General features: G+C 58.7%; 17 protein-coding genes. 7 read left to right on the forward strand and 10 right to left on the reverse strand.

The genetic code is table 11. The features are described from left to right. Nucleotides 1-227 precede the first annotated feature (227 nt). From TX23_RS21595 to TX23_RS21610, 4 genes are all read left to right on the forward strand, one after another. A complete protein-coding gene (locus TX23_RS21595; protein ID WP_057703939.1) occupies nt 228-2,132 on the forward strand; it encodes an alkaline phosphatase D family protein in 1,905 nt (634 codons plus the stop codon). A 137-nt stretch (nt 2,133-2,269) separates the two neighbouring features. Further along, nucleotides 2,270-3,283 (forward strand): diguanylate cyclase domain-containing protein, encoded by a 1,014-nt coding sequence (locus TX23_RS21600; RefSeq protein WP_057703940.1) that lies wholly within the window; start codon nt 2,270-2,272, stop codon nt 3,281-3,283. Nucleotides 3,284-3,397: 114 nt separating this feature from the next. Beyond that, nucleotides 3,398-4,648: a 2-aminoadipate transaminase gene (locus TX23_RS21605; protein ID WP_057703941.1), complete on the forward strand. Its 1,251-nt coding sequence runs from the start codon at nt 3,398-3,400 to the stop codon at nt 4,646-4,648. Nucleotides 4,649-4,745: 97 nt separating this feature from the next. Continuing rightward, entirely contained in the window at nt 4,746-5,462 is a 717-nt protein-coding gene (locus TX23_RS21610) for a hypothetical protein (protein WP_057703942.1), read from the forward strand. A gap of 87 nt (nt 5,463-5,549) precedes the next feature. Here the strand turns inward: TX23_RS21610 and ptaA are convergent, their stop codons facing one another. Then, nucleotides 5,550-6,644, reverse strand: coding sequence for a pyoverdine biosynthesis transaminase PtaA (ptaA, locus tag TX23_RS21615; protein ID WP_057703943.1), 1,095 nt, complete (start codon nt 6,642-6,644; stop codon nt 5,550-5,552). 211 nt (nt 6,645-6,855) lie between these two features. On the opposite strand from ptaA, the gene TX23_RS21620 reads away from it, so the two are divergent. Together TX23_RS21620 and TX23_RS21625 are read left to right on the forward strand one after the other, a co-directional pair. Further along, the gene (locus tag TX23_RS21620; RefSeq protein ID WP_082629676.1) at nt 6,856-7,461 is read left to right on the forward strand and encodes a helix-turn-helix transcriptional regulator; all 606 of its coding nucleotides are present in this window, start codon (nt 6,856-6,858) and stop codon (nt 7,459-7,461) included. Continuing rightward, nucleotides 7,448-8,326 carry a queuosine precursor transporter gene (locus TX23_RS21625; protein ID WP_057703944.1) on the forward strand — a complete coding sequence of 293 codons (879 nt, stop codon included), beginning with the start codon at nt 7,448-7,450 and terminating at the stop codon, nt 8,324-8,326. The genes TX23_RS21620 and TX23_RS21625 overlap by 14 nt, the downstream gene beginning before the upstream one ends. Nucleotides 8,327-8,467: 141 nt before the next feature. Here TX23_RS21625 and queC read toward each other — a convergent pair whose 3' ends face one another. From queC to hmpA, 8 genes are all read right to left on the reverse strand, one after another. Next, nucleotides 8,468-9,166, reverse strand: coding sequence for a 7-cyano-7-deazaguanine synthase QueC (gene queC, locus TX23_RS21630; protein WP_057703945.1), 699 nt, complete (start codon nt 9,164-9,166; stop codon nt 8,468-8,470). A 148-nt stretch (nt 9,167-9,314) separates the two neighbouring features. After that, nucleotides 9,315-10,202: a heme o synthase gene (gene cyoE, locus TX23_RS21635; protein ID WP_005791249.1), complete on the reverse strand. Its 888-nt coding sequence runs from the start codon at nt 10,200-10,202 to the stop codon at nt 9,315-9,317. Between the two features lie 11 nt (nt 10,203-10,213). Next, nucleotides 10,214-10,549, reverse strand: coding sequence for a cytochrome o ubiquinol oxidase subunit IV (gene cyoD / locus TX23_RS21640; RefSeq protein WP_003194051.1), 336 nt, complete (start codon nt 10,547-10,549; stop codon nt 10,214-10,216). Further along, nucleotides 10,549-11,175 (reverse strand): cytochrome o ubiquinol oxidase subunit III, encoded by a 627-nt coding sequence (locus TX23_RS21645; RefSeq protein WP_034133624.1) that lies wholly within the window; start codon nt 11,173-11,175, stop codon nt 10,549-10,551. The genes cyoD and TX23_RS21645 overlap by 1 nt, the downstream gene beginning before the upstream one ends. A 3-nt stretch (nt 11,176-11,178) precedes the next feature. Further along, a complete protein-coding gene (gene cyoB / locus TX23_RS21650; protein ID WP_003194053.1) occupies nt 11,179-13,197 on the reverse strand; it encodes a cytochrome o ubiquinol oxidase subunit I in 2,019 nt (672 codons plus the stop codon). A gap of 3 nt (nt 13,198-13,200) precedes the next feature. After that, nucleotides 13,201-14,142 carry a ubiquinol oxidase subunit II gene (cyoA, locus tag TX23_RS21655; protein ID WP_005791256.1) on the reverse strand — a complete coding sequence of 314 codons (942 nt, stop codon included), beginning with the start codon at nt 14,140-14,142 and terminating at the stop codon, nt 13,201-13,203. A 792-nt stretch (nt 14,143-14,934) separates the two neighbouring features. Next, nucleotides 14,935-15,441: a disulfide bond formation protein B gene (locus tag TX23_RS21660; protein ID WP_057703946.1), complete on the reverse strand. Its 507-nt coding sequence runs from the start codon at nt 15,439-15,441 to the stop codon at nt 14,935-14,937. Between the two features lie 220 nt (nt 15,442-15,661). Continuing rightward, complete coding sequence (gene hmpA / locus TX23_RS21665) at nt 15,662-16,843, reverse strand: NO-inducible flavohemoprotein (protein ID WP_057703947.1); 1,182 nt, start codon at nt 16,841-16,843, stop codon at nt 15,662-15,664. A 147-nt stretch (nt 16,844-16,990) separates the two neighbouring features. Between hmpA and norR the strand changes: the two genes are divergently transcribed. After that, nucleotides 16,991-18,535, forward strand: coding sequence for a nitric oxide reductase transcriptional regulator NorR (gene norR, locus TX23_RS21670; RefSeq protein WP_057703948.1), 1,545 nt, complete (start codon nt 16,991-16,993; stop codon nt 18,533-18,535). A 156-nt stretch (nt 18,536-18,691) separates the two neighbouring features. On the opposite strand, the gene TX23_RS21675 is transcribed toward norR, so the two are convergent. Further along, a complete protein-coding gene (locus TX23_RS21675; RefSeq protein ID WP_057703949.1) occupies nt 18,692-19,594 on the reverse strand; it encodes a DMT family transporter in 903 nt (300 codons plus the stop codon). Nucleotides 19,595-19,623: the final 29 nt, after the last annotated feature.

Below are 19,623 nucleotides of genomic sequence, written 5' to 3' on the forward strand. Positions count from 1 at the left end.
CAATCCCGCACAAACATCTTCACCGGTAGACAGCAACGAACCGGGGCAACACACACGCAAAAAGCGCAATGACTCTAACCTGGATAGCCTTGGACAGGGCAGGGTGCTTTAAACGGTCAGGGAACACCGGCAAGACGTGCAGCGCCCAGCGTTGCACTCTGTTAACAAAACACTGACATCCCCTGCGTTACCCTCTCCGGTTTCACTTGGTGTGAGCTGCACTCTTGATGCATCAAACTGACGATATCCTGCCCGCCGTCATTGCGGGGCCCCTGCTACGGCGCCTGGAGCCGCAACGCCTGGTTATCTGGCTGGTGGGAACGCGCGCCCTGACGCCGACCTTGAAGCTGTATTTACCTCAAGGCGAAACGCTGGATATCGTCCTCGATGAGCAGCACTGCCAAGAGGTTCGCGTTGGACGTGACGCCTTTATCCATCTTATGGATGTATCACTGAGCCATGCGCTGCCCCAGGACGAGCTCATCGGCTACGACCTGCTGATTGACGGCGTCGGCATTGCCCAATGGGCACCGCACTTGCTGTATGCCGACGCGACCACGCCGACCTTTGTACTGCCTGGCCGCATCAACCACTTGGTGCATGGCTCCTGCCGCAAGCCCCACCACCGTGCAGACGACGGTTTGTTGTGCGTCGACCGCCTGCTGGCTGACGCGCGTACACCGCTTGAACGTCCAGCCTTACTGATGATGAGCGGCGACCAGGTCTACGCCGACGATGTCGCCGGGCCCACGCTGCGGGCCATCCATGCGTTGATCGCGCGCCTCGGCCTGTTCGACGAGTTTCTGGAGGGCGCCGTGGTGGACGACAGCGTCAGCCTCTATGGCCATCGCGCCAGCTATTACCACCGCGCCGACCTGCTTCCGGCGCTGGACAGCAACGAGACCCTGCGCGAGCGCTTTTTCGGCGGCGTGAAGAAGCCGATCTTCACCAGCAGCACCGCTGACAATCACTTGGTGACCTTTGCCGAAGTGATCGCGATGTACCTGCTGGTCTGGTCGCCCACCCCGTGGACTTTGATCACACCACAACCGCCGCAACTGAGCGCGCAAGAACAGCAGCGCTATGCCCGTGAACAGGTGCAGATCGATCAATTCCGCACCGGCCTGCCAGGGGTAGCCCGGGTGTTCGCCCACCTGTCGACGCTGATGATCTTCGATGATCACGATATTACCGACGATTGGAACCTCAGCGCCCAGTGGGAGCAAACCGCCTACGGCCACCCGTTCTCCAAACGCATCATCGGCAATGCCTTGCTGGCGTACCTGTTATGCCAAGGCTGGGGCAACCAACCCCAGGCGTTTGACGAACTGCTGAGCCAGACCCAGGCACTGACTGGCCAGGCGCAGGGCAATCATCTGAACGCTGCTGCCCAGGATGATCTGCTGGAGGCGCTGCTGAAATTCCAGCAATGGCATTACGTTTTGCCCACCACCCCTGCCCTGGTGGTACTCGATACCCGTACCCGGCGCTGGCGCAGCGAATTTACCCTCAAGCAACCCTCCGGCCTGCTGGACTGGGAAGCGTTGAGCGAACTGCAACAGGAGCTGCTCGACCATCCGTCGGCCATAATTGTCTCGCCTGCGCCGATTTTCGGGGTCAAGCTGATTGAAACGGTGCAGAAGGTCTTCAGTTGGTGCGGCTTCCCATTGCTGGTAGACGCCGAAAACTGGATGGCTCATCGCGGCGCCGCCCAAGTGATCCTGAATATCTTCCGCCATTCGCGTACGCCCGGTAACTACGTGATTCTCTCCGGCGATGTGCATTATTCGTTCGTGTACCAGGTGCTGATTCGCCACCGCAACGGCGGCCCGAAAATCTGGCAAATCACCAGCAGCGGCATCAAGAACGAGTTCCCACCGCGCCTGCTGGAATGGTTCGACCGTCTCAACCGTTGGCTGTATTCACCCCGCTCGCTACTCAACTGGTTTACCCGCCGGCGCACCATGCAGGTAGTGCCGTATATTCCGGACCATGCCGAGGCGGGTGAGCGGCTGTGGAATAGCGCGGGAATTGGCCAGGTGTTTTTCAATGAACAGGGCCAGCCAGACGAGATTTACCAACATAACGCGGATGGAAAGCCTCGAACAAAGATGCTGGCGCCCGAACAATAGCCAAACGCCACTATCCGAAAGCAGCACATCCGCCCTATTCAAACCGTGCAAGCAGCGAGGTAGAGTAGCGCCAGCCACGGAGTACCGGCGTCAACAATAACTGGCCCTAGAAGCCAGCCCTCGCAGGGAGCACGCGGATGGACGATACACCCGGCAACGAGCCACTACGCAATGACGTTTCCGAACTCAATGTCGACCTGCTGCACGCCATCATGGAACTGGTCAGTGACGGCATCTGGGACTGGAACGCCAAGACTGGCTATGTCTACCGCAACCCCGGCTGGTACGAAATGCTCGGTTACTCCCGAGATTCACTGGCAAACAACGTGTTCACCTGGGAGAGCGTGATCCATAGCGAGGATTACCCGCGCGTGATGGCGTTGTTTGATGATTACATCAGTCAGCGCTCGCCCCTTTACCGTGCCGAATACCGCTGCCGCAAAGAAGACGGCACGTACCTGTGGATTGAGGACCGTGGCTACATCATTGCCCGTAACCCCGACGGTTCAGTGGCGCGCATGGTGGGCGCGCACCGCGACATTCATACGCGCAAATGCTCCATTGAACGCTTGCAAAAGCGCAACCAATCCCTTGAAGCGCTGGTGGCGGAACGTACCCTTGAGTTATCACGGGTCAATCAACAATTGCAGTTGCAGTTGGACGAAAACCGTTTCCTGGCCGAGCGCGACGCGCTGACGCGCATCGCCAACCGCTATCGCCTGGAAAAATGCCTGCTGCAAGAATGCGACCGCGCCGAACGCTTTCATGTGCCCCTGGCGCTGGTGGCAATGGACATCGACGACTTCAAACCGATCAATGACCGGTACGGTCACGGCGTCGGTGATCAGATGTTGATAGGCGTGGCGGAGCGTCTGGAAAGTTGCGTACGCACCACTGACCTGCTGGCTCGTTGGGGCGGCGATGAGTTCATGGTGGTGCTGCCCGCCAGCAACCTGGACACGGCGAAGGAATTGGCCGAAAGGATTCGCCGTGCGATCAGGCAGTCGCCTATCGTCAACGACCTCAACGTCACCCTGAGCCTGGGGATTGTGGAACGGCGCGCGGGTGAGTCCCCTGCCGCGCTGGTGGCAAGGGCGGATCGAGCGCTGTATCGATCCAAGGCAGCGGGCAAGGATGGGGTGTCTGATTAACGCAGACCATCGCTCCTTCCGATTTGGAATGACCCGGCGACTTTATTTCGTTTGCGGCAAGGCCCGGTGCGCGGCTTAGATAAACCACGCCCAGCCTTGTCGAGTACCCGATTCATGAGCCACGCCAGCATCAGCCAATCGATTTCCATTGTTCATCCCATCAGCCTCAGCCATGGTAAAAACACTGAGGTGTGGGACACCGCGGGCAAACGCTACATCGACTTCGTCGGCGGCATCGGCGTACTCAACCTGGGCCATTGCCATCCGGGCGTGGTGGCGGCGATTCGCGAGCAGGCGACCAGGCTCACCCACTATGCATTCAACGCCGCACCGCACACGCCCTACATCGAGTTGATGCAACGCCTGACGGCGTTTGTCCCGGTGCATTATCCGGTCAGCGGTATGCTCACCAACAGCGGTGCGGAAGCGGCGGAAAATGCGTTGAAGATCGTCCGCGGCGCTACCGGACGATCAGCGGTGATCGCTTTTGACGGAGCCTTTCACGGCCGGACCCTGGCGACCCTCAACCTCAATGGCAAGGTGGCGCCCTACAAGCAAAAGGTCGGCGTACTGCCTGGCCCGGTGTATCACCTGCCGTACCCCAGTGCCGATAACGGCGTAACCTGCGCCGAAGCGCTGAAGGCGATGGACCGTCTGTTCAGCGTGGAAATCGACGTAAACGATGTGGCCTGTTTCATCATTGAGCCGGTGCAGGGCGAAGCCGGTTTCCTCGCCCTCGATATTGAGTTCGCCCAAGCCCTGCGGCGCTTTTGCGACGCGCACAACATCCTGCTGATTATCGATGAGATCCAGTCCGGCTTTGGTCGCACGGGGCAGCGCTTTGCCTTCTCGCGCCTGGGCATCGAACCGGATCTGTTGCTGCTCGGCAAAAGCATCGCCGGTGGTGTGCCGCTGGGTGCGGTGGTGGGGCGCAAGGCGCTGATGGACAACCTGCCCAAAGGCGGCCTGGGAGGCACCTACTCCGGCAACCCCATCGCCTGCGCGGCGGCACTGGCGATCCTTGAGGCGATGACCGATGAACACCTGCACACGTGGGGGGCACACCAGGAGGCGGCGATTGTCAGCCGCTATGAAGCCTGGCGCTCACAACAACTATCGCCCTACCTGGGCCGCCTCACCGGCGTCGGCGCCATGCGTGGCATTGAACTGGTGAATGCCGATGGCACACCGGCCTCCAGACAACTCACGCAGTTGCTCGGCCTGGCGCGAGACGCCGGCTTGCTGCTGATGCCCAGCGGCAAGTCACGACACATCGTGCGCTTGCTGGCACCGTTGACCATTGAACCTGCGGTGCTGGAGGAAGGCCTGGATATTCTCCAGGCGTGCCTCGCGCAACTGGACTAATCACGTCCCCCACCCGAACCTGCCTTGACCTGATCTCCCTCGCCGCCGAAAATGCCCGACGTTTTTTGTCTCCCGTTTACTACGTAGTGAAATTTTAATGCCTGATTCCTACACCGCAGAATCCGCCGAAGAATCCGTAACCGTCTTGCACGCCAAAGCCGAATACGAAAACGCCATCAATCTTTCACAGCATGTGCCAGCGGCCAAGATCATCAGCGAGATGGTGCTGGACGCATTTCATACCTCCAAGGAAAGCGACCAGATCCGCGAGTTGCGCATCGCCATCCGTCAGGCCCATGACGCCTTTGACGATGACAAAGCCTACGACCTGATGGGCCAGCTCAAGCAGCTGAAGGACGCCGAAGCCGCCGATAACGCCGCCCTCGAAGACCTGAGCAGCAAGTTCTCGATCAGCCGCATCCTGTCCAGCTTCAAGGACGACCCGCAGTTTCAGGAACTGGTCTATGGCCTGGCCCTCAAGGTCCTGAACCAGTCGCATCAGGCTATCAGCAACCCGAGTGCCGGCAAGGGCAAGGCAGCACGGGCCAAGAAAGAAGCTGAAGTATTTGTGATCAGCAAAGATGGCATCAGCGTTACCCTGCCGCTGCGCACACCACGCTCCAGGCTCAGCGTGGACCGCGAAGCCTTCGAGTTCCTGGGGTTCAACTTCGTCGGTGAGGGCGATGAGGCCGAACTGGAAGTGGAAAGCTTTGTGGATAACGCCGGTAATGAACAGCCGTTGAGCCGCAAGAGTGTGATTACTGCTCTGCAGCAGCAGACGGCGTTTGACGGCTACAGCATTGCCCAGCAGTAACGCGGCAACACTGCTGGATTAAGATAGCGCACTGTGGCGAGGGAGCAAGCTCCCTCGCCACCGTCTTGGCTAGCTGTCAGTAATGTGTCAGCCCACGCGCGCGATCTGCGCGGCAAACACCTCGCGAAAGCGTTCCATCTCCTGCGGGTTGCCCACGGTCACCCGTACCCACTGCGGCCAGTTCTGCCATACCCGCCCCACCAGCACATTGTGTGCGGCCAGCCGCTCAATCACCTGCTCGGCCGGCTGCTTCACATCGATCATGAAGCAATTGCTCTGGGAAGCCGTGCAGCTAAAGCCCCGGCCTTTGAGCCAGATAACGGTCTCATCACGCAACCTGGCATTGAGCGCCTTGCGTTGGCCCACCAACATAGCGTCCTCCAGGCTGGCACGTGCGCCCAACAGGCTGGCAGCGGCCGGGACGTTGTCACCGCCGAACACCGCCAGCCGCTCCAACAGCGCCGGATGCCCGATTGCCAGCCCCAGGCGCGCTCCGGCCATGCCGTAGATTTTCGAGAACGTGCGCAGTACCAACAGGTCGTCATGGTCGTTGACCCAGCTTACACAGCTGGGTGCATCGCAGAAGTCGATATACGCCTCGTCCACCACCAGCACGCTGCCTTTGGGTTTGTTCGCCAGCGCCTGACGGATGGCCTCGGTGGGGGTCAGTGTGCCGGTGGGGTTGTTGGGGTTACACAGGTACAGCATCCCGGCCTGTGGGTCTGCCGCGAGCATGGCCGGCACATCATGGGCATGACGGGCGTCGAGGTTCACTTCACGCACCGGCGCCTTGATCGACTCGGCTGCCTGGCGCACAAGTTCATAGGACGGTGTCGCCATGACCACGCCGCGGGTTTGGCTGGTAAACGCCAACACCGCAAAACGCAGGGCCGCCATCGAACCGGCAAACACCGCGACGTTTTCTTCGCCAATCCCCTGCTGTTGAGCAAACAGTGCAGCCAAGGCGTACATGTCCGGGTAGGGGTAGCGACCAGACGCTGCAATCGCTCGCTGCATCGCCTCACGGGCGGCGTCTGATGGGCCGTAAGGACTCTCGTTGTAGTTGAGCCGCACCTTGTCGGACTCAGCCGGCAGCGGGCTGGCGACCGCCCAATCCAACGGCCCAAGTACAGGTAACGCCGCCCCGAGAGCGAGAAGGGACCTACGGCTGACACTGACCATGGTGACTACTCCTTGTCGAAGTGCGAGGGATTCGCACCGGTCGGATATAACGGTATGACGAGAAAGCAGTTGCCTGATTTAGCCGCGCGACGTATCCCTGCACTCAGTACTTTATTGTCAACGCGAGCCCATGCAACACTTGCGCTGCCGCAGGCCTGGAATAGACATTCTGCCGGGCCTGGACTGATGACTAAATGGAAGTGGTGAGCACTTGATACACAGACGAGAAAAAACCGAGCACTTGAAGAGCAATATCAAGTACTTGATCAAAAGTCGTGGCGAAACCCAGCTTTCGTTAAGCAATGCCGCCGGCCTGACCAGGACGACCATCTACAACATCCTGGAAGGCAAGGTCGTCAAAGTGCAGCAGTCGACCATTCGCAAGATCTCCGATTTCTTCGGTGTCTCGTACGAAGAAATCGAAACCGTCAACTTTGAAGCCAAGGAAGTCATCGAAAGCAACGTTTCCCCCCTGGGCAACAAGAACCCGTCGGCAGTGCCTGTGCTCAAGGAAAGCCTGCTGATGCAGAACCTGGGCAAGCGCATCGGCGAACTGGCCACGCTTTACCCACTGACTTACTACTTCGGCACTTCCTGCAACTTGATCGGCGTTCGACTGGAGCACGCAATTCCCGGCATCAATGAGCCAGGGGACTTGCTGATCGTGCAGAAAGGCTCATCGAGCGACGATAAAGAAAAGCTGGTGTACGACCGCGCCACCAAAAAGCTGTTTATCACCCTTGAGCCCTGCGGCAACTCGGACCGCTTGTGCGTCATCGGCGATATTCTTGAGGAGCGCTTCAATGACAACCTGTGAAGGCGCCGTGGAAAACAGCAAGTACAAGTTGCTGGGCTTTGAAAATGACAAGCGCCTGGCGGTGATCATGGTGATCGCCACGGGCAAGGTGGTCAAAATCAAGCTCAGTGAGGTGCTCAACAGTGAAATGATGGACAACTTCAATAAGCTTGAAATCAAGAACCTCTACAAGAAGTTCTATTCACAGGCAGGAACAGTCACCGCCTACGATATTAATGACCGCAATGAAAACTCGTGGATGATTTACATCATCCTGAACCTGTTGCTGTTCACGTTTTACATCTTTACGAGCGTCGCCGCGACCAAACCGATCTACCTGGAATCGATAGGCATCATTGTGACGCCGGGCACTTTTTTGTACCCGCTGACCTTTTTGATTGTGGACCTGCTGAACGAGAACTTCGGCCTGCGCCTGGCCAGGCGAGCCATTCTGTTTGCGTTTGCCAGCAACGCGATGATCATCATCCTGTTGTATGGCTCGACGTTCCTGCCGGGGCTGCCGGGCTGGAAACTCGATGGGCCGTATAACGACGTGATTCTGCAAGTGTCGTCGGTGCTGGTGGCCTCCTCGGTGTCGTTCCTGGTCTCGGAGAATATAAATTCTTATCTGCTGTGCAAGATCAAGGAACTGACCAACTCCAGGTACCTGTACCTGCGAATTTTCTTCAGCACCTTCTTTGCGGTAATCATCGACAGCTTTCTGTTCTGCTTTATCGCCTTCTACGGTGCCATGCAGACCAGCGATATTCTGAACATGATCTATGTGCAAATCGCGATCAAAGTCGCTTTTGCGTTCTTCAATATCCTGCCCGCATACGGGGCGCGGTCGTTGTTCAAGCGCTACCTGACCACTGCCAACGCATGAAACCTATGTGGGAGGGGGCTTGCTCCCGATGGTGGTGGGTCAGCTAAGAATGTATTTGCCTCGACACCGCTATCGGGAGCAAGCCCCCTCCCACATTTGGACTTCATACATCAGGTAGAGCCTGGCGGGCCTTGGATGCGGTTACTTCAGTTGCAACTTGTGCTTGAGGCTCTGCATGACATGGGTCTTGTTCTGCAGGTAGTCATTCAAGCCACGGGCGCGCAGGTTGCACGCATCGCAATTGCCGCAGCCGGTACCAATCACGCCGTTGTAGCAGGTCAACGTCTGCTCGCGTACCAACTCCAGTTGGTCGTGGTAGTCGGCCAGGGCCCAGGTTTCGGCCTTGTTCAGCCACATCAACGGGGTGTCGAGGCGTACGTCGTATTCCATGCCCAGCTTGAGGGCCTGGTTCAGTGCCTTGACGAACTCGTCACGGCAATCGGGGTAGCCCGAGAAGTCGGTTTCGCACACGCCGGTAATCACGGCCTCGGCCTTGACCTGGTAGGCGTAGATCGCTGCCAGGGTCAGAAACAGGATATTGCGGCCCGGCACGAAGGTGCTCGGCAGGCTTTCGCCTGAGCTGTTCACGGTCGGCACGGGAATGTTGTCACGCGTAAGGCTGCTGATCGCCAGCTCGTTGAGCAGCGACACATCCATCACTTTGTGTACGGTGGCGCCCAACTGCTTGGCCAACTTGCGAGCCACTTCGATTTCCGCCACATGCCGCTGGCCATAATCGAAGGTGATGCAGTGCACTTCGTCATAGTGCTTGAGTGCCTGGATCAGGCAGGTGGTCGAATCCTGCCCGCCACTGAAGACCATCACGGCTTTTTTACTCATTGCATTGCTTCCTGCATTTGTAGAATTGGGAGGTAGGAGCGAGGCGGGCGGCTAGCCCTTGCTCGCGAAAAACGTCAACGATAACGCAGCGCTCAATAAAAAACCCCGCGCGACTTTCGAAGGCGGGGCTTTTTTACTGCAAGACCACTCAGTGTGCGTAGGTCAGCAACAGCTCTTTCGGTACCTGGAAATCCAGGGACATCATCACGCTGAGCGCGGTGATGGTGAAGATCGAGAACACGAACAGCTTGCGCGCCCAGACGGTGTCGTCCACCGCCTTGTAGCCGGTCCAGGCCATGTACAACCAGTACATGCCCATGGCGGCGGCGACGGCAAGGTAGCTCATGCCGGCGTAGCCACTGAAGGTCAACATCAAGGTCGCCACGAGGAAGGCCAGGATGTAGAGCAGGATGTGTTTCTTGGCCACCTGGATGCCACGCTTGACCGGCAATACCGGAATCGACGCAGCCAGGTAGTCATTGAAGCGGAAAATCGCGATGGCGTAGGAGTGCGGCATCTGCCACAGGCTGAACATCACCAGCAGCACCAGCGCGGCCATGTCGAAGCTATTGGTTACAGCCACATAACCAATCACCGGCGGCATCGCCCCCGACAGGCTGCCCACCAGCGTGCCGTGAACCGACTTGCGCTTGAGGTACAGGCTGTAGAGGCCGACGTAGATGACAAAACCGATCACGGCAAACAGCGCCGCCAACGGGTTGGCCACCTTGTACAACAACACCACGCCCGCAACACCCAGGATGGTCGCGAAGATCAGTGCCAGTTTCAGGGAAATAAGCCCCTGCACCAGCACGCGATTCTTGGTGCGCTCCATCTTGATGTCGATGTCACGGTCGATGCAATTGTTGAACACGCATCCGGAAGCAACCACCAGGGACGTACCGATCATCGCAGCCAGGAAGATGGCCAGATCGACATGTCCCTTGGAGGCCAGGAAGAAACCGCCCGCCACAGAAAGCACGTTACCGAAAATGATCCCCGGTTTGGTGATTTGGATAAAGTGCTTAAGCGACATCGGGTCTTACCTCACTTCGCCATCATGTAGGTGTGGATGCTGAACATGATCCACAGCGACAGACCAACCAGCAGAACGATCACCAGGCCTGCGAACACAAACGCGATCACGTTCTCGCGCTGCTCTTTGGAGCGGTCCAGGTGCAGGAAGTACACCAGGTGAACCAGAACCTGAATCACCGCGAACGCCAGGACGATCATCAAGGTGATCGACTTCGGCAAGGTTGGGTACATCACCAGGCCGAACGGGATCAAAGTCAGGATGACCGACAGGATGAAGCCGATGGCGTACGACTTTACGCTGCCGTGGCTCGAATCGTGGCTGTCATGGGAGTGTGCATTAGCCATTACAGAGTCCCCATCAAGTAAACGACGGTGAATACGCAGATCCAGACCACGTCCAGGAAGTGCCAGAACAGGCTCAGGCAGCTCAGGCGGGTCTTGTTGGTGTTGGTCAGGCCGTGCTTATTGACCTGATAGATCATCACCGCCATCCACAGCAAACCTGCGGTTACGTGCAGACCGTGGGTGCCGACCAGCGTGAAGAACGCCGACAGGAAACCGGAACGGTGCGGGCCATAGCCTTCGGAGATCAGCAGGTGGAACTCGTTGATCTCCATGCCGATGAAGCCCAGGCCGAACAGGAAGGTCAGGCCCAGCCAGGTCAGTACACCCTTCTTGTTGCCCTTGTAGAAGGCCAACATGGCGAAGCCGTAGGTGATCGAACTGAACAACAGCAAGGCGGTTTCGCCGAGCACGTAAGGCAGTTCAAAGATGTCGTGGCCCGACGGGCCACCCGCTACGTTGTTTACCAGCACCGCGTACACCGCGAAGATCGACGCAAACAAGATGCAGTCGGTCATCAGGTAGAGCCAGAAACCGTAGACGGTTATCGGCCCCGAGTCGTGGTGATGGTCATCGTGCCCATGGTCATCGACATGGGCGTGTCCAGCATTGGTCACTAAGTTCGACATGGTTTAAGCCTGTTCCAACGAGGTTTCTACACGGTTGGCCGGAATCTTCTTCTCGGCTACCAGGCGAGCGTGCTGCTCGGCTTCGATGCGTTCGATCGTTTCGACCGGCACCATGTAGCCTTGATCATCACGGGCAGCGTGAATGATGAAGTAACCGATAGTGCCCACCAGGCTCGCGATTGCCAGCCACCAGATGTGCCAGATCATCGCGAAACCGAACACGGTCAACAGCGCACCCATCACCACGCCAGTGGCGGTGTTGTTTGGCATGTGGATCGGCTCGTAGTGCTTGGGCTTCTGGTACGCAGTACCGTCTTCCTTGGCTTCGGTGAACGCATCAATGGTGTTCGCAGTAGGGATCACGGCGAAGTTGTAGAACGGTGGTGGCGACGAGGTCGACCATTCCAGGGTGTGGCCGTTCCAAGGGTCGCCGGACTCGCACATGTTCTGCTTGCGATCACGCACGCTGACATACAGCTGGATCAGCTGGCAGGCGATGCCCACAGCGATCATCACCGCACCGAACATGGCAACGTACAGGTACGGTACCCACTCAGGGTTGGTGGTGGCGTTCAGACGACGGGTCATGCCCATGAAGCCCAGTGCATAGAGCGGCATGAACGCGACGAAGAAGCCCGAGATCCAGAACCAGAACGCAGCCTTGCCCCAACCTTCGTGCAGCTTGAAGCCGAACGCTTTCGGGAAGTAGAAGCTGAAACCAGCGATGTAGCCGAATACTGCACCACCGATGATCACGTTGTGGAAGTGGGCGATCACGAACAGGCTGTTGTGCAGCACGAAGTCAGCACCCGGGATGGCCAGCAGTACGCCGGTCATGCCGCCGATGGCGAAGGTCACCATAAAGCCCAGGGTCCACAGGACCTGGCTGGTCATGCGCAGACGACCGTGGTAGATGGTGAACAGCCAGTTGAATAGCTTCACCCCCGTCGGGATGGAAATCAGCATCGTCGCCAGGCCGAAGAAGGCGTTGACGCTTGCCCCCGAACCCATGGTGAAGAAGTGGTGCAGCCATACCATGAAGCCCAGTACGGAGATTGCGCCCGATGCGTAGACCATCGAGTGGTGACCGAACAGGCGCTTGCCGGTAAAGGTCGAGATCACTTCGGAGAAGATACCGAACGCCGGCAGGATCAGGATGTACACCTCAGGGTGACCCCATGCCCAGAACAGGTTCACGTACATCATTGGATTGCCACCAAGTTCATTGGTGAAAATGTGGAAATCCAGGTAACGGTCAAGCGACAGCAGCGCCATGGTAGCGGCCAGGATCGGGAACGAAGCCACGATCAGCACGTTTGCCCAGGTGCAGGTCCAGGTGAAGATCGGCATGTCCATCAGTTTCATGCCAGGGGCGCGCATTTTCAGGACGGTGGCCAGGAAGTTGACCCCCGTCAATGTCGTCCCTAGTCCTGATAACTGTAGCGCCCAGATGTAGTAGTCCACACCCACGCCCGGACTGTATTGCAGCCCCGACAATGGCGGATAGGCAACCCAACCGGTCTTGGCGAATTCGCCGACGCCCAGGGAAACGTTGATCAGCACCACGCCGGAAACCAGCAGCCAGAAGCTCAGGGAGTTCAGGAACGGGTAGGCAACGTCACGCGCACCAATCTGCAGCGGCAAGGCAAGGTTCATCAAGCCGGTGAAGAATGGCATCGCCATGAAGATGATCATGATCACACCGTGAGCGGTGAAGATCTGGTCATAGTGTTCAGGTGGCAGGTAGCCAGGCGAACCCTCGGTGGCCATGGCCAACTGGGTACGCATCATGATGGCGTCGGCAAAACCACGCAGCAGCATGACCATGGCAACGATGACGTACATGACGCCGATTTTCTTGTGGTCGACCGAGGTCAACCACTCGGTCCACAGGTAGGACCACTTCTTGAAGTACGTAATACCTGCAACCAGTGCCAGACCACCCAGCGCGATCATGGCGATGGTCACCATCACGATCGGCTCGTGGAATGGGACCGCGTCCCAACTTAATTTACCAAACATCGTTTACTCCTCTGCCCCAGCAGTTGAATGCGCGCCTGTATCAGAACCTTCAACCGCGGCCACTTCTTTCTTCTCGTGCTTGACCGGCTTGCCTGGCTTCATACCTTCGTACTTGTCGACGATTTTCTGAAACAGGTCCGGCTCATACGCGGAGTACAAGGCGACAGGGTTGTTCTGGCTCGGTTTGGTCAGAGCGTCGTATTCAGCTTGATCAAGCTGTTTAGGTGCGGCCTTGACTGCAGCTACCCAGGCGTCGAAATCTTCCTGGCTTGTCGAGATCGCTTTGAATTTCATGCCGGTGAAGCCAGCGCCGCTGTAGTTGGCGGAGATGCCTTCCATTTCGGCTTTCTGGTTGGCGATCAGGTGCAGGCGGGTCTGCATGCCTGCCATCGCGTAGATCTGGCCGCCCAGTGCAGGGATGAAGAACGAGTTCATCACGGCGTCGGAGGTGATCCGGAAGTTAAGCGGGGTGTGCTCCGGGAAGCGGATCTCGTTGACGGTGGCGATACCCAGGTCCGGGTAGATGAACAGCCACTTCCAATCCAGCGCGACCACCTGGATGTTCACAGGCTTGACGTCGGACTCCAGCGGACGGTACGGGTCCAGCGCGTGGGTCGACTTATAGGTGATGTAACCCAGGGCGATGATGATGAGGATCGGGACCAGCCACACCGCGATTTCGATCTTGGTGGAGTGCGACCACTTCGGCGCGTAGGTGGCGCTGGTGTTGGACGCGCGGTATTTCCAGGCGAAGGCGAAGGTCATCACGATCACAGGAACCACAACCAGCAACATCAGCAGGGTGGCGGTGATGATCAGGTTGCGTTCATCCAGACCGACCTGTCCTTTTGGGTCGAGCAAGGTCCACTTGCAGCCTCCCAGCATTAAAAACATGCCAAGCAGCGGCAAAAAGCCTAGTAATCGGGGGTACCTGTTTTTACTCATCTCACGACCTCTAAAGCAGCTTGCGCAATGCAGTTGGGTTTTGATCGCCAACACTTCACCCTGCCAAGGGTTGGCATTTCTCTTCGATTGAATAAGAGCCTGCCCGACACGTCATAACTGTACGTTTCACGGACCTGCAGTGAGTTCTTATTCGATTTCGTGGCTAAAGGCCTTGTTACAGACCAATTCCATTTGGTGCGGATAGTTGAAAGGCTGCCGGAACCTGGGGTCGCATTGAGCCTTCCATCTGCTCCTCGACCGCTCCAATGCTCAAATATTGAACAGCACCGGACATTCAGTGCGGGCGATTGTAGTTAGCTAGCGATGTATAAACCATGTCTTATAAAGAAATAATTTTTATCGATTCCAGCAACAATCCTTCACCAAAGTTGCAAAGATTCGCGATCTTATCGCGTTCGATTCTCAACAAAAACCACAAAAATTGCCGTGTTATTGGGCAGATTGCCACTTCCCTTACAGCCTGTAAGGGCATGGCGAAGGGATGCAAGTGCCCATAAACCAAGGGATTCACTGATCCCTCAAGCACTCCGGGCTCACGCCCGTCGCGGCACCGCTCGAAGCCTGAATTGACAGCACAACTTGTGCGCAGGATGCAAATTTAAGGGCCGATTCGGGGCATCAGAAACGTCCTGCGACAGCGTCCGTGTGACAACATGTCGCACGCTGCGCGCAGCTTAAGTTGCCCCTCGTCACAGCGCTTTCACAAATCCCTACAAACCAAAACGCTCCGGCCTTCACAAGAAGGGCGGAGCGTTTTGTCACAACGAGGGGTCAGGCTTTGGGATGACGATTGCGGTAGATGCACAGGGGCACCAGGATCACCGTCAGCACGAACGCCACCAGCGCCCATTGGGCCAGGGACAGGCCGAGGATCGGCGGGTAGGGAGTGCTGCAGAAACCATCGACCTGGAACCCGAGGGGAAACACCTTGGCCAGGGGCAGATCATCGACGATCGGTTGCAACACATCGATGCCGCAGCTGACCTGAGGAAAGAACTGGGTGTACACATGGTGGCCGGCGGCGGCCACGCCACCCAAGGCGCTTAGCACCACCAGCCCTTCGAAGAACGTGACCGCGCCTTTGGTGCGCATGGCGGCACCGATGAACGCGAAGACCGCAATCAGCAGCAAGGCATAGCGTTGCAGGATACACAGCGGGCAAGGCGCTTCGCCCAGCACCACCTGCATGTACAGCGCGCCGCCAATCAGCGCCAGGCAGATAATGCCCAGCAACACCAGAAAGCGCCGCTCCCTGCCCAAACGCATGTCGTCAATCATCCCCGTTTCCCTTTACCTGATTATGGTTGTGCCTGATGGCAACAAGTTTACACACAGGCAACGGTTAAAACAGAGAGGGGTTAACAGCGGATTAATCGTGGTAAATGTAGTGATTGTGCGGACGCCATCGCGGGCAAGCCCGGCTCCCACATTGGAATGCAATCCTCTGTGGGAGCCGGGCTTGCCCGCGATGATGCCGATGCGGTCAATGGCCCAAACTCTATTCCAACGCCGCCGCCGGGCCAAAAAACTCATAGCGCGCCTGCTTCTCCGGCACACCCAGCGCCTTGAGATGACGCTTGACCGCCGCCATGAAACCCTTGGGCCCCAGGAAGTAGGCATCAATGTCGCGCTGCTCAGGCAACCAGGCCGCCAGTTGCTCCTGGTTGAGCATGCCGACCTTGTCCGCCGCCGGGCTGATACCGTCATCCTCGGCGTAGCAGTAGAAACGCTTGAGCTGCGGATGCTTGGCTGCCAGGGCGTCTACCCAGTCACGGAAGGCATGCACTCCGCCGTTACGGGCGCAATGGATGAAGTGCACCGGGCGCTGGGTCGCCAGGGCGGCTTCGAGCATCGGCAGTGTGGGCGTAATGCCTACCCCGCCGCTGATCAGCACCAGCGGTTTATCACTGTCGGCCAGGGTGAACTCGCCCGACGGCGGGAATAGCTCAATGGTCGCGCCGACGAGCATCTGGTCGTGCAGGTAATTGGAGACCCGCCCACCCGCTTCGCGCTTGACGCTGATGCGGTACAGCCCGGTGTCGGTGAGGGCCGACAGGGAATAGTTGCGGCGCACTTCTTCGCCATCGAGCACCAGTTTCAGGCCGATGTACTGGCCCGGCGCTGCAGCCAGGATCGGGCCGTTGTCCACCGGGGCAAAATAGAAAGAGATGATCTCGTCACTCTCCTCCACGCGCTTGACCAACAGGAATGGCCGCGCCCCTCTCCAGCCGCCGGGCGCCTGTTCTTTTTCGTCGTAGATGGCCGCTTCGGCGCCGATCAGAATGTCCGCCAACTGGCCATAGGCCGCGCCCCAGGCACTCATGACCTCGGGGGTGGCAATCTCGCTGCCTAGCACTTCGGAAATAGCCCGCAGCAGGCAGGCGCCAACAATGGGGTAATGCTCCGGCAGGATCTGCAAGGCCACATGTTTATTGATGATCTTGGCCACCAGGTCGCCCAACTGGTCCAACTGGTCGATATGCCGCGCATACATCAGCACGCCATTGGCCAGGGCCCGGGGCTGGTCGCCACTGGCCTGGTGGGCCTGATTGAACAGCGGGCGGACCTCGGGATACTCGGACAGCATCATGCGGTAAAAATGGGTGATCAGTGCTTCACCGCCGCTTTCCAGCAGGGGCACAGTGGATTTAACGATTGCACGGTCTTGGGCACTAAGCATGGGAGACTCCTGGGTCTTCTTACTGATTGCCTTTAGATACTCAGTAATCATGCCAACTTATAAATCCTTTATTTTCAGCTACTTAAACATTATGTAGTCAGTATGACCTCCTACACCTTATAGTCATAAGGACTACAAGGAGTCATTATGACTGCAAAACCGCTGCTCACCGCCCTGCTGCCGCTGGTCGCCGACCTGTCCCGGGAACTGCCCGAAGGCGAGCGCTACCGCCGCCTGCTGCAAACCATGCGCGCCCTGTTGCCCTGCGATGCCGCCGCGCTGCTGCGGCTGGATGGCGAGTGGCTGGTGCCGCTGGCGGTGGATGGCTTGAGCCCTGACACATTGGGCCGACGTTTCAAGATCAGCGAACACCCGCGCTTTGAAATACTGCTGAGCAGCCCCGGCCCTACCCGCTTCGACAGCGACAGCCAATTGCCCGACCCCTATGACGGCCTGGTCGCCGGTTTGCACGGCCACCTTGAAGTCCACGACTGCATGGGCTGCCCGCTGTTTATCGACGACCAGCCGTGGGGCCTGCTGACCCTTGACGCTCTCGACAACGAGCGCTTTGAACGGGTCGAACTGGACGCGCTGCAGGCCTTCGCCAGCCTGGCCGCGGCCACGGTCAATGTGGCTGAACGCATTGAGCGCCTGGCGCTGCGGGCCGAAGACGAGCACCAGCGCGCCGAAATCTATCGCCAGGCCAGCGGCCAGCAGTACAAGGAAATGATCGGCCAGAGCAAGGCGCATAAACGGCTGGTCGAGGAAATCAAGCTGGTAGGCGGCAGCGACCTGACCGTGCTGATCACCGGCGAAACCGGGGTCGGCAAGGAGCTGGTGGCCCAGGCGATCCATGCCGCGTCATCGCGTGCCGACAAGCCGATGATCAGCCTCAATTGCGCCGCACTGCCGGAAACCCTGGTAGAAAGCGAGCTGTTCGGCCATGTGCGCGGCGCTTTCACCGGCGCGCTGAATGAGCGCCGAGGCAAGTTTGAACTGGCCAACGGCGGCACGTTGTTCCTGGACGAAGTGGGTGAACTGTCATTGAGCGTGCAGGCCAAGCTGCTGCGCGTGCTGCAAAGCGGCCAGTTGCAGCGCCTGGGTTCGGACAAGGAACACCAGGTGGACGTGCGCCTGATTGCCGCCACCAACCGCGACCTTGCCGAAGAAGTTCGCAATGGTCGCTACCGTGCCGATTTTTACCACCGCCTGAGCGTGTACCCACTGCAAGTGCCGGCCCTGCGTGAGCGCGGACGGGATGTGCTGTTATTGGCAGGCTTCTTCCTCGAACAGAACCGGTCGCGCATGGGCCTGGGCAGCTTGCGCCTGACCAGTGACGCTCAAGCGGCACTGCTGGCCTACAACTGGCCCGGCAATGTGCGCGAATTGGAACACCTGATCGGACGTAGCGCGCTCAAAGCCCTGGGCAACTGTCGCGAGCGCCCGAAGATTCTCAGCCTGAGCGCCCAGGACCTGGACTTGCCCGACGTCAGTGCAGCGGTGCTTGAAGCACCGGTCGAAGCTGCGCCCATCGCCACTGGCGACCTGCGCCAGGCCACCGAGCACTATCAGCGCCAGGTCATCAGCGCCTGCCTTGAACGCCATCAGCACAACTGGGCCGGCGCCGCCCGCGAACTGGGCCTGGACCGCGCCAACCTTGGGCGCATGGCCAAGCGCCTGGGCCTCAAATAAAGCAGGCACCTGCGTCAAATGTGGGAGCTGGCTTGCCTGCGAAGGCGGTGGGTCAGTTAAAGGTACATTGACTGGCACACCGCCTTCGCGGGCAAGCCAGCTCCCACAGAGGATTCGTGGCAGGCGCTGATTCTATGGGCAAGCCGGCTCCCACATTCAGGCTTGGCTAGCCTTGAGGTCCGGCACGATGGCCCGAGGCTTACGAAACACCAACACATTCCCCAACATCACCAGCACCAGCCCCATCAGCGCCGGCGCCGTCCACTGATAGCCCTCGGCGAATGCCGACACGTTCAACGCCACCACCGGAAACAGCACAGTGCAATACGCCGCTTTTTCCGGCCCCATGCGGCCGACCAGGGTGAGGTAGGCGGTAAACCCAATCACCGAGCCCGGGATCACCAGGTACCACAGCGCACCGATATACCGCGCGCTCCAGTCCATCTCGAAGGGTATGCCACGCACTGCGCAATAGCTGGCCAACATTGCCGCCCCGTACGCCATGCCCCAGGCATTGGTGGTCAAGGGTTTGAGCCCGGCCTTTTGTTGCAGGCTCGAAAGCATATTGCCCGCCGAAAAACACAGCGTCCCCAGCAGCGCCAAACCCAGGCCCAGCAAGGTCTGCGGGCTGGCGGTATGCCCGGCCAGTTCCGGCCAGAACAAAAAGCCCAGGCCCAGCAACCCAAGCGCGCCGCCCATCAATACGTTACGTGCCACTCGCTGGCCAAAGAACACCCGGGCATTCAGCGCATTCCACAAGGTCGCCGTGGAGAACACCACGGCCACCAGGCCACTGGGGATCCACTGGCTGGCAGTGAGAAAGCACATGAAGTTAACGCAGAACAGGCACAGCCCTTGGGCCAGGCAGATCAGGTGCCCGCGCCGGTTCATCACCTGCAATTTGCGACTGAGCAGCAACAGCGCAAACAGCACCAGCGCCGCCAGGCCGAAGCGATAGACAATCGACACGGGAATCGCCACCACGCCCAGCTGCCACTTGAGCGCAATCCAGGTGGTGCCCCAAATCAGCACCGTGAGTAAATACAAGAAGAGGTTCATAGCAGGCTCCGTCGATTGAGCCACAGTGT

The sequence above is a fragment of the Pseudomonas paralactis genome (assembly GCF_001439735.1).
GTDB classification, from domain to species: Bacteria; Pseudomonadota; Gammaproteobacteria; order Pseudomonadales; family Pseudomonadaceae; genus Aquipseudomonas; species Aquipseudomonas paralactis.

Bases quoted from the DNA above. Each gene is read 5' to 3' on its own strand.
- queC (WP_057703945.1), bottom strand. From the start codon at position 9,166: ATGAGTAAAAAAGCCGTGATGGTCTTCAGTGGCGGGCAGGATTCGACC.
- TX23_RS21605 (WP_057703941.1), top strand. From the start codon at position 3,398: ATGAGCCACGCCAGCATCAGCCAATCGATTTCCATTGTTCATCCCATC.
- norR (WP_057703948.1), top strand. From the start codon at position 16,991: ATGACTGCAAAACCGCTGCTCACCGCCCTGCTGCCGCTGGTCGCCGAC.
- cyoB (WP_003194053.1), bottom strand. From the start codon at position 13,197: ATGTTTGGTAAATTAAGTTGGGACGCGGTCCCATTCCACGAGCCGATC.
- TX23_RS21675 (WP_057703949.1), bottom strand. From the start codon at position 19,594: ATGAACCTCTTCTTGTATTTACTCACGGTGCTGATTTGGGGCACCACC.
- TX23_RS21600 (WP_057703940.1), top strand. From the start codon at position 2,270: ATGGACGATACACCCGGCAACGAGCCACTACGCAATGACGTTTCCGAA.
- hmpA (WP_057703947.1), bottom strand. From the start codon at position 16,843: ATGCTTAGTGCCCAAGACCGTGCAATCGTTAAATCCACTGTGCCCCTG.
- TX23_RS21625 (WP_057703944.1), top strand. From the start codon at position 7,448: ATGACAACCTGTGAAGGCGCCGTGGAAAACAGCAAGTACAAGTTGCTG.
- TX23_RS21645 (WP_034133624.1), bottom strand. From the start codon at position 11,175: ATGTCGAACTTAGTGACCAATGCTGGACACGCCCATGTCGATGACCAT.
- cyoE (WP_005791249.1), bottom strand. From the start codon at position 10,202: ATGTCGCTTAAGCACTTTATCCAAATCACCAAACCGGGGATCATTTTC.
- TX23_RS21660 (WP_057703946.1), bottom strand. From the start codon at position 15,441: ATGATTGACGACATGCGTTTGGGCAGGGAGCGGCGCTTTCTGGTGTTG.
- TX23_RS21595 (WP_057703939.1), top strand. From the start codon at position 228: ATGCATCAAACTGACGATATCCTGCCCGCCGTCATTGCGGGGCCCCTG.
- TX23_RS21610 (WP_057703942.1), top strand. From the start codon at position 4,746: ATGCCTGATTCCTACACCGCAGAATCCGCCGAAGAATCCGTAACCGTC.
- ptaA (WP_057703943.1), bottom strand. From the start codon at position 6,644: ATGGTCAGTGTCAGCCGTAGGTCCCTTCTCGCTCTCGGGGCGGCGTTA.
- cyoA (WP_005791256.1), bottom strand. From the start codon at position 14,142: ATGAGTAAAAACAGGTACCCCCGATTACTAGGCTTTTTGCCGCTGCTT.
- cyoD (WP_003194051.1), bottom strand. From the start codon at position 10,549: ATGGCTAATGCACACTCCCATGACAGCCACGATTCGAGCCACGGCAGC.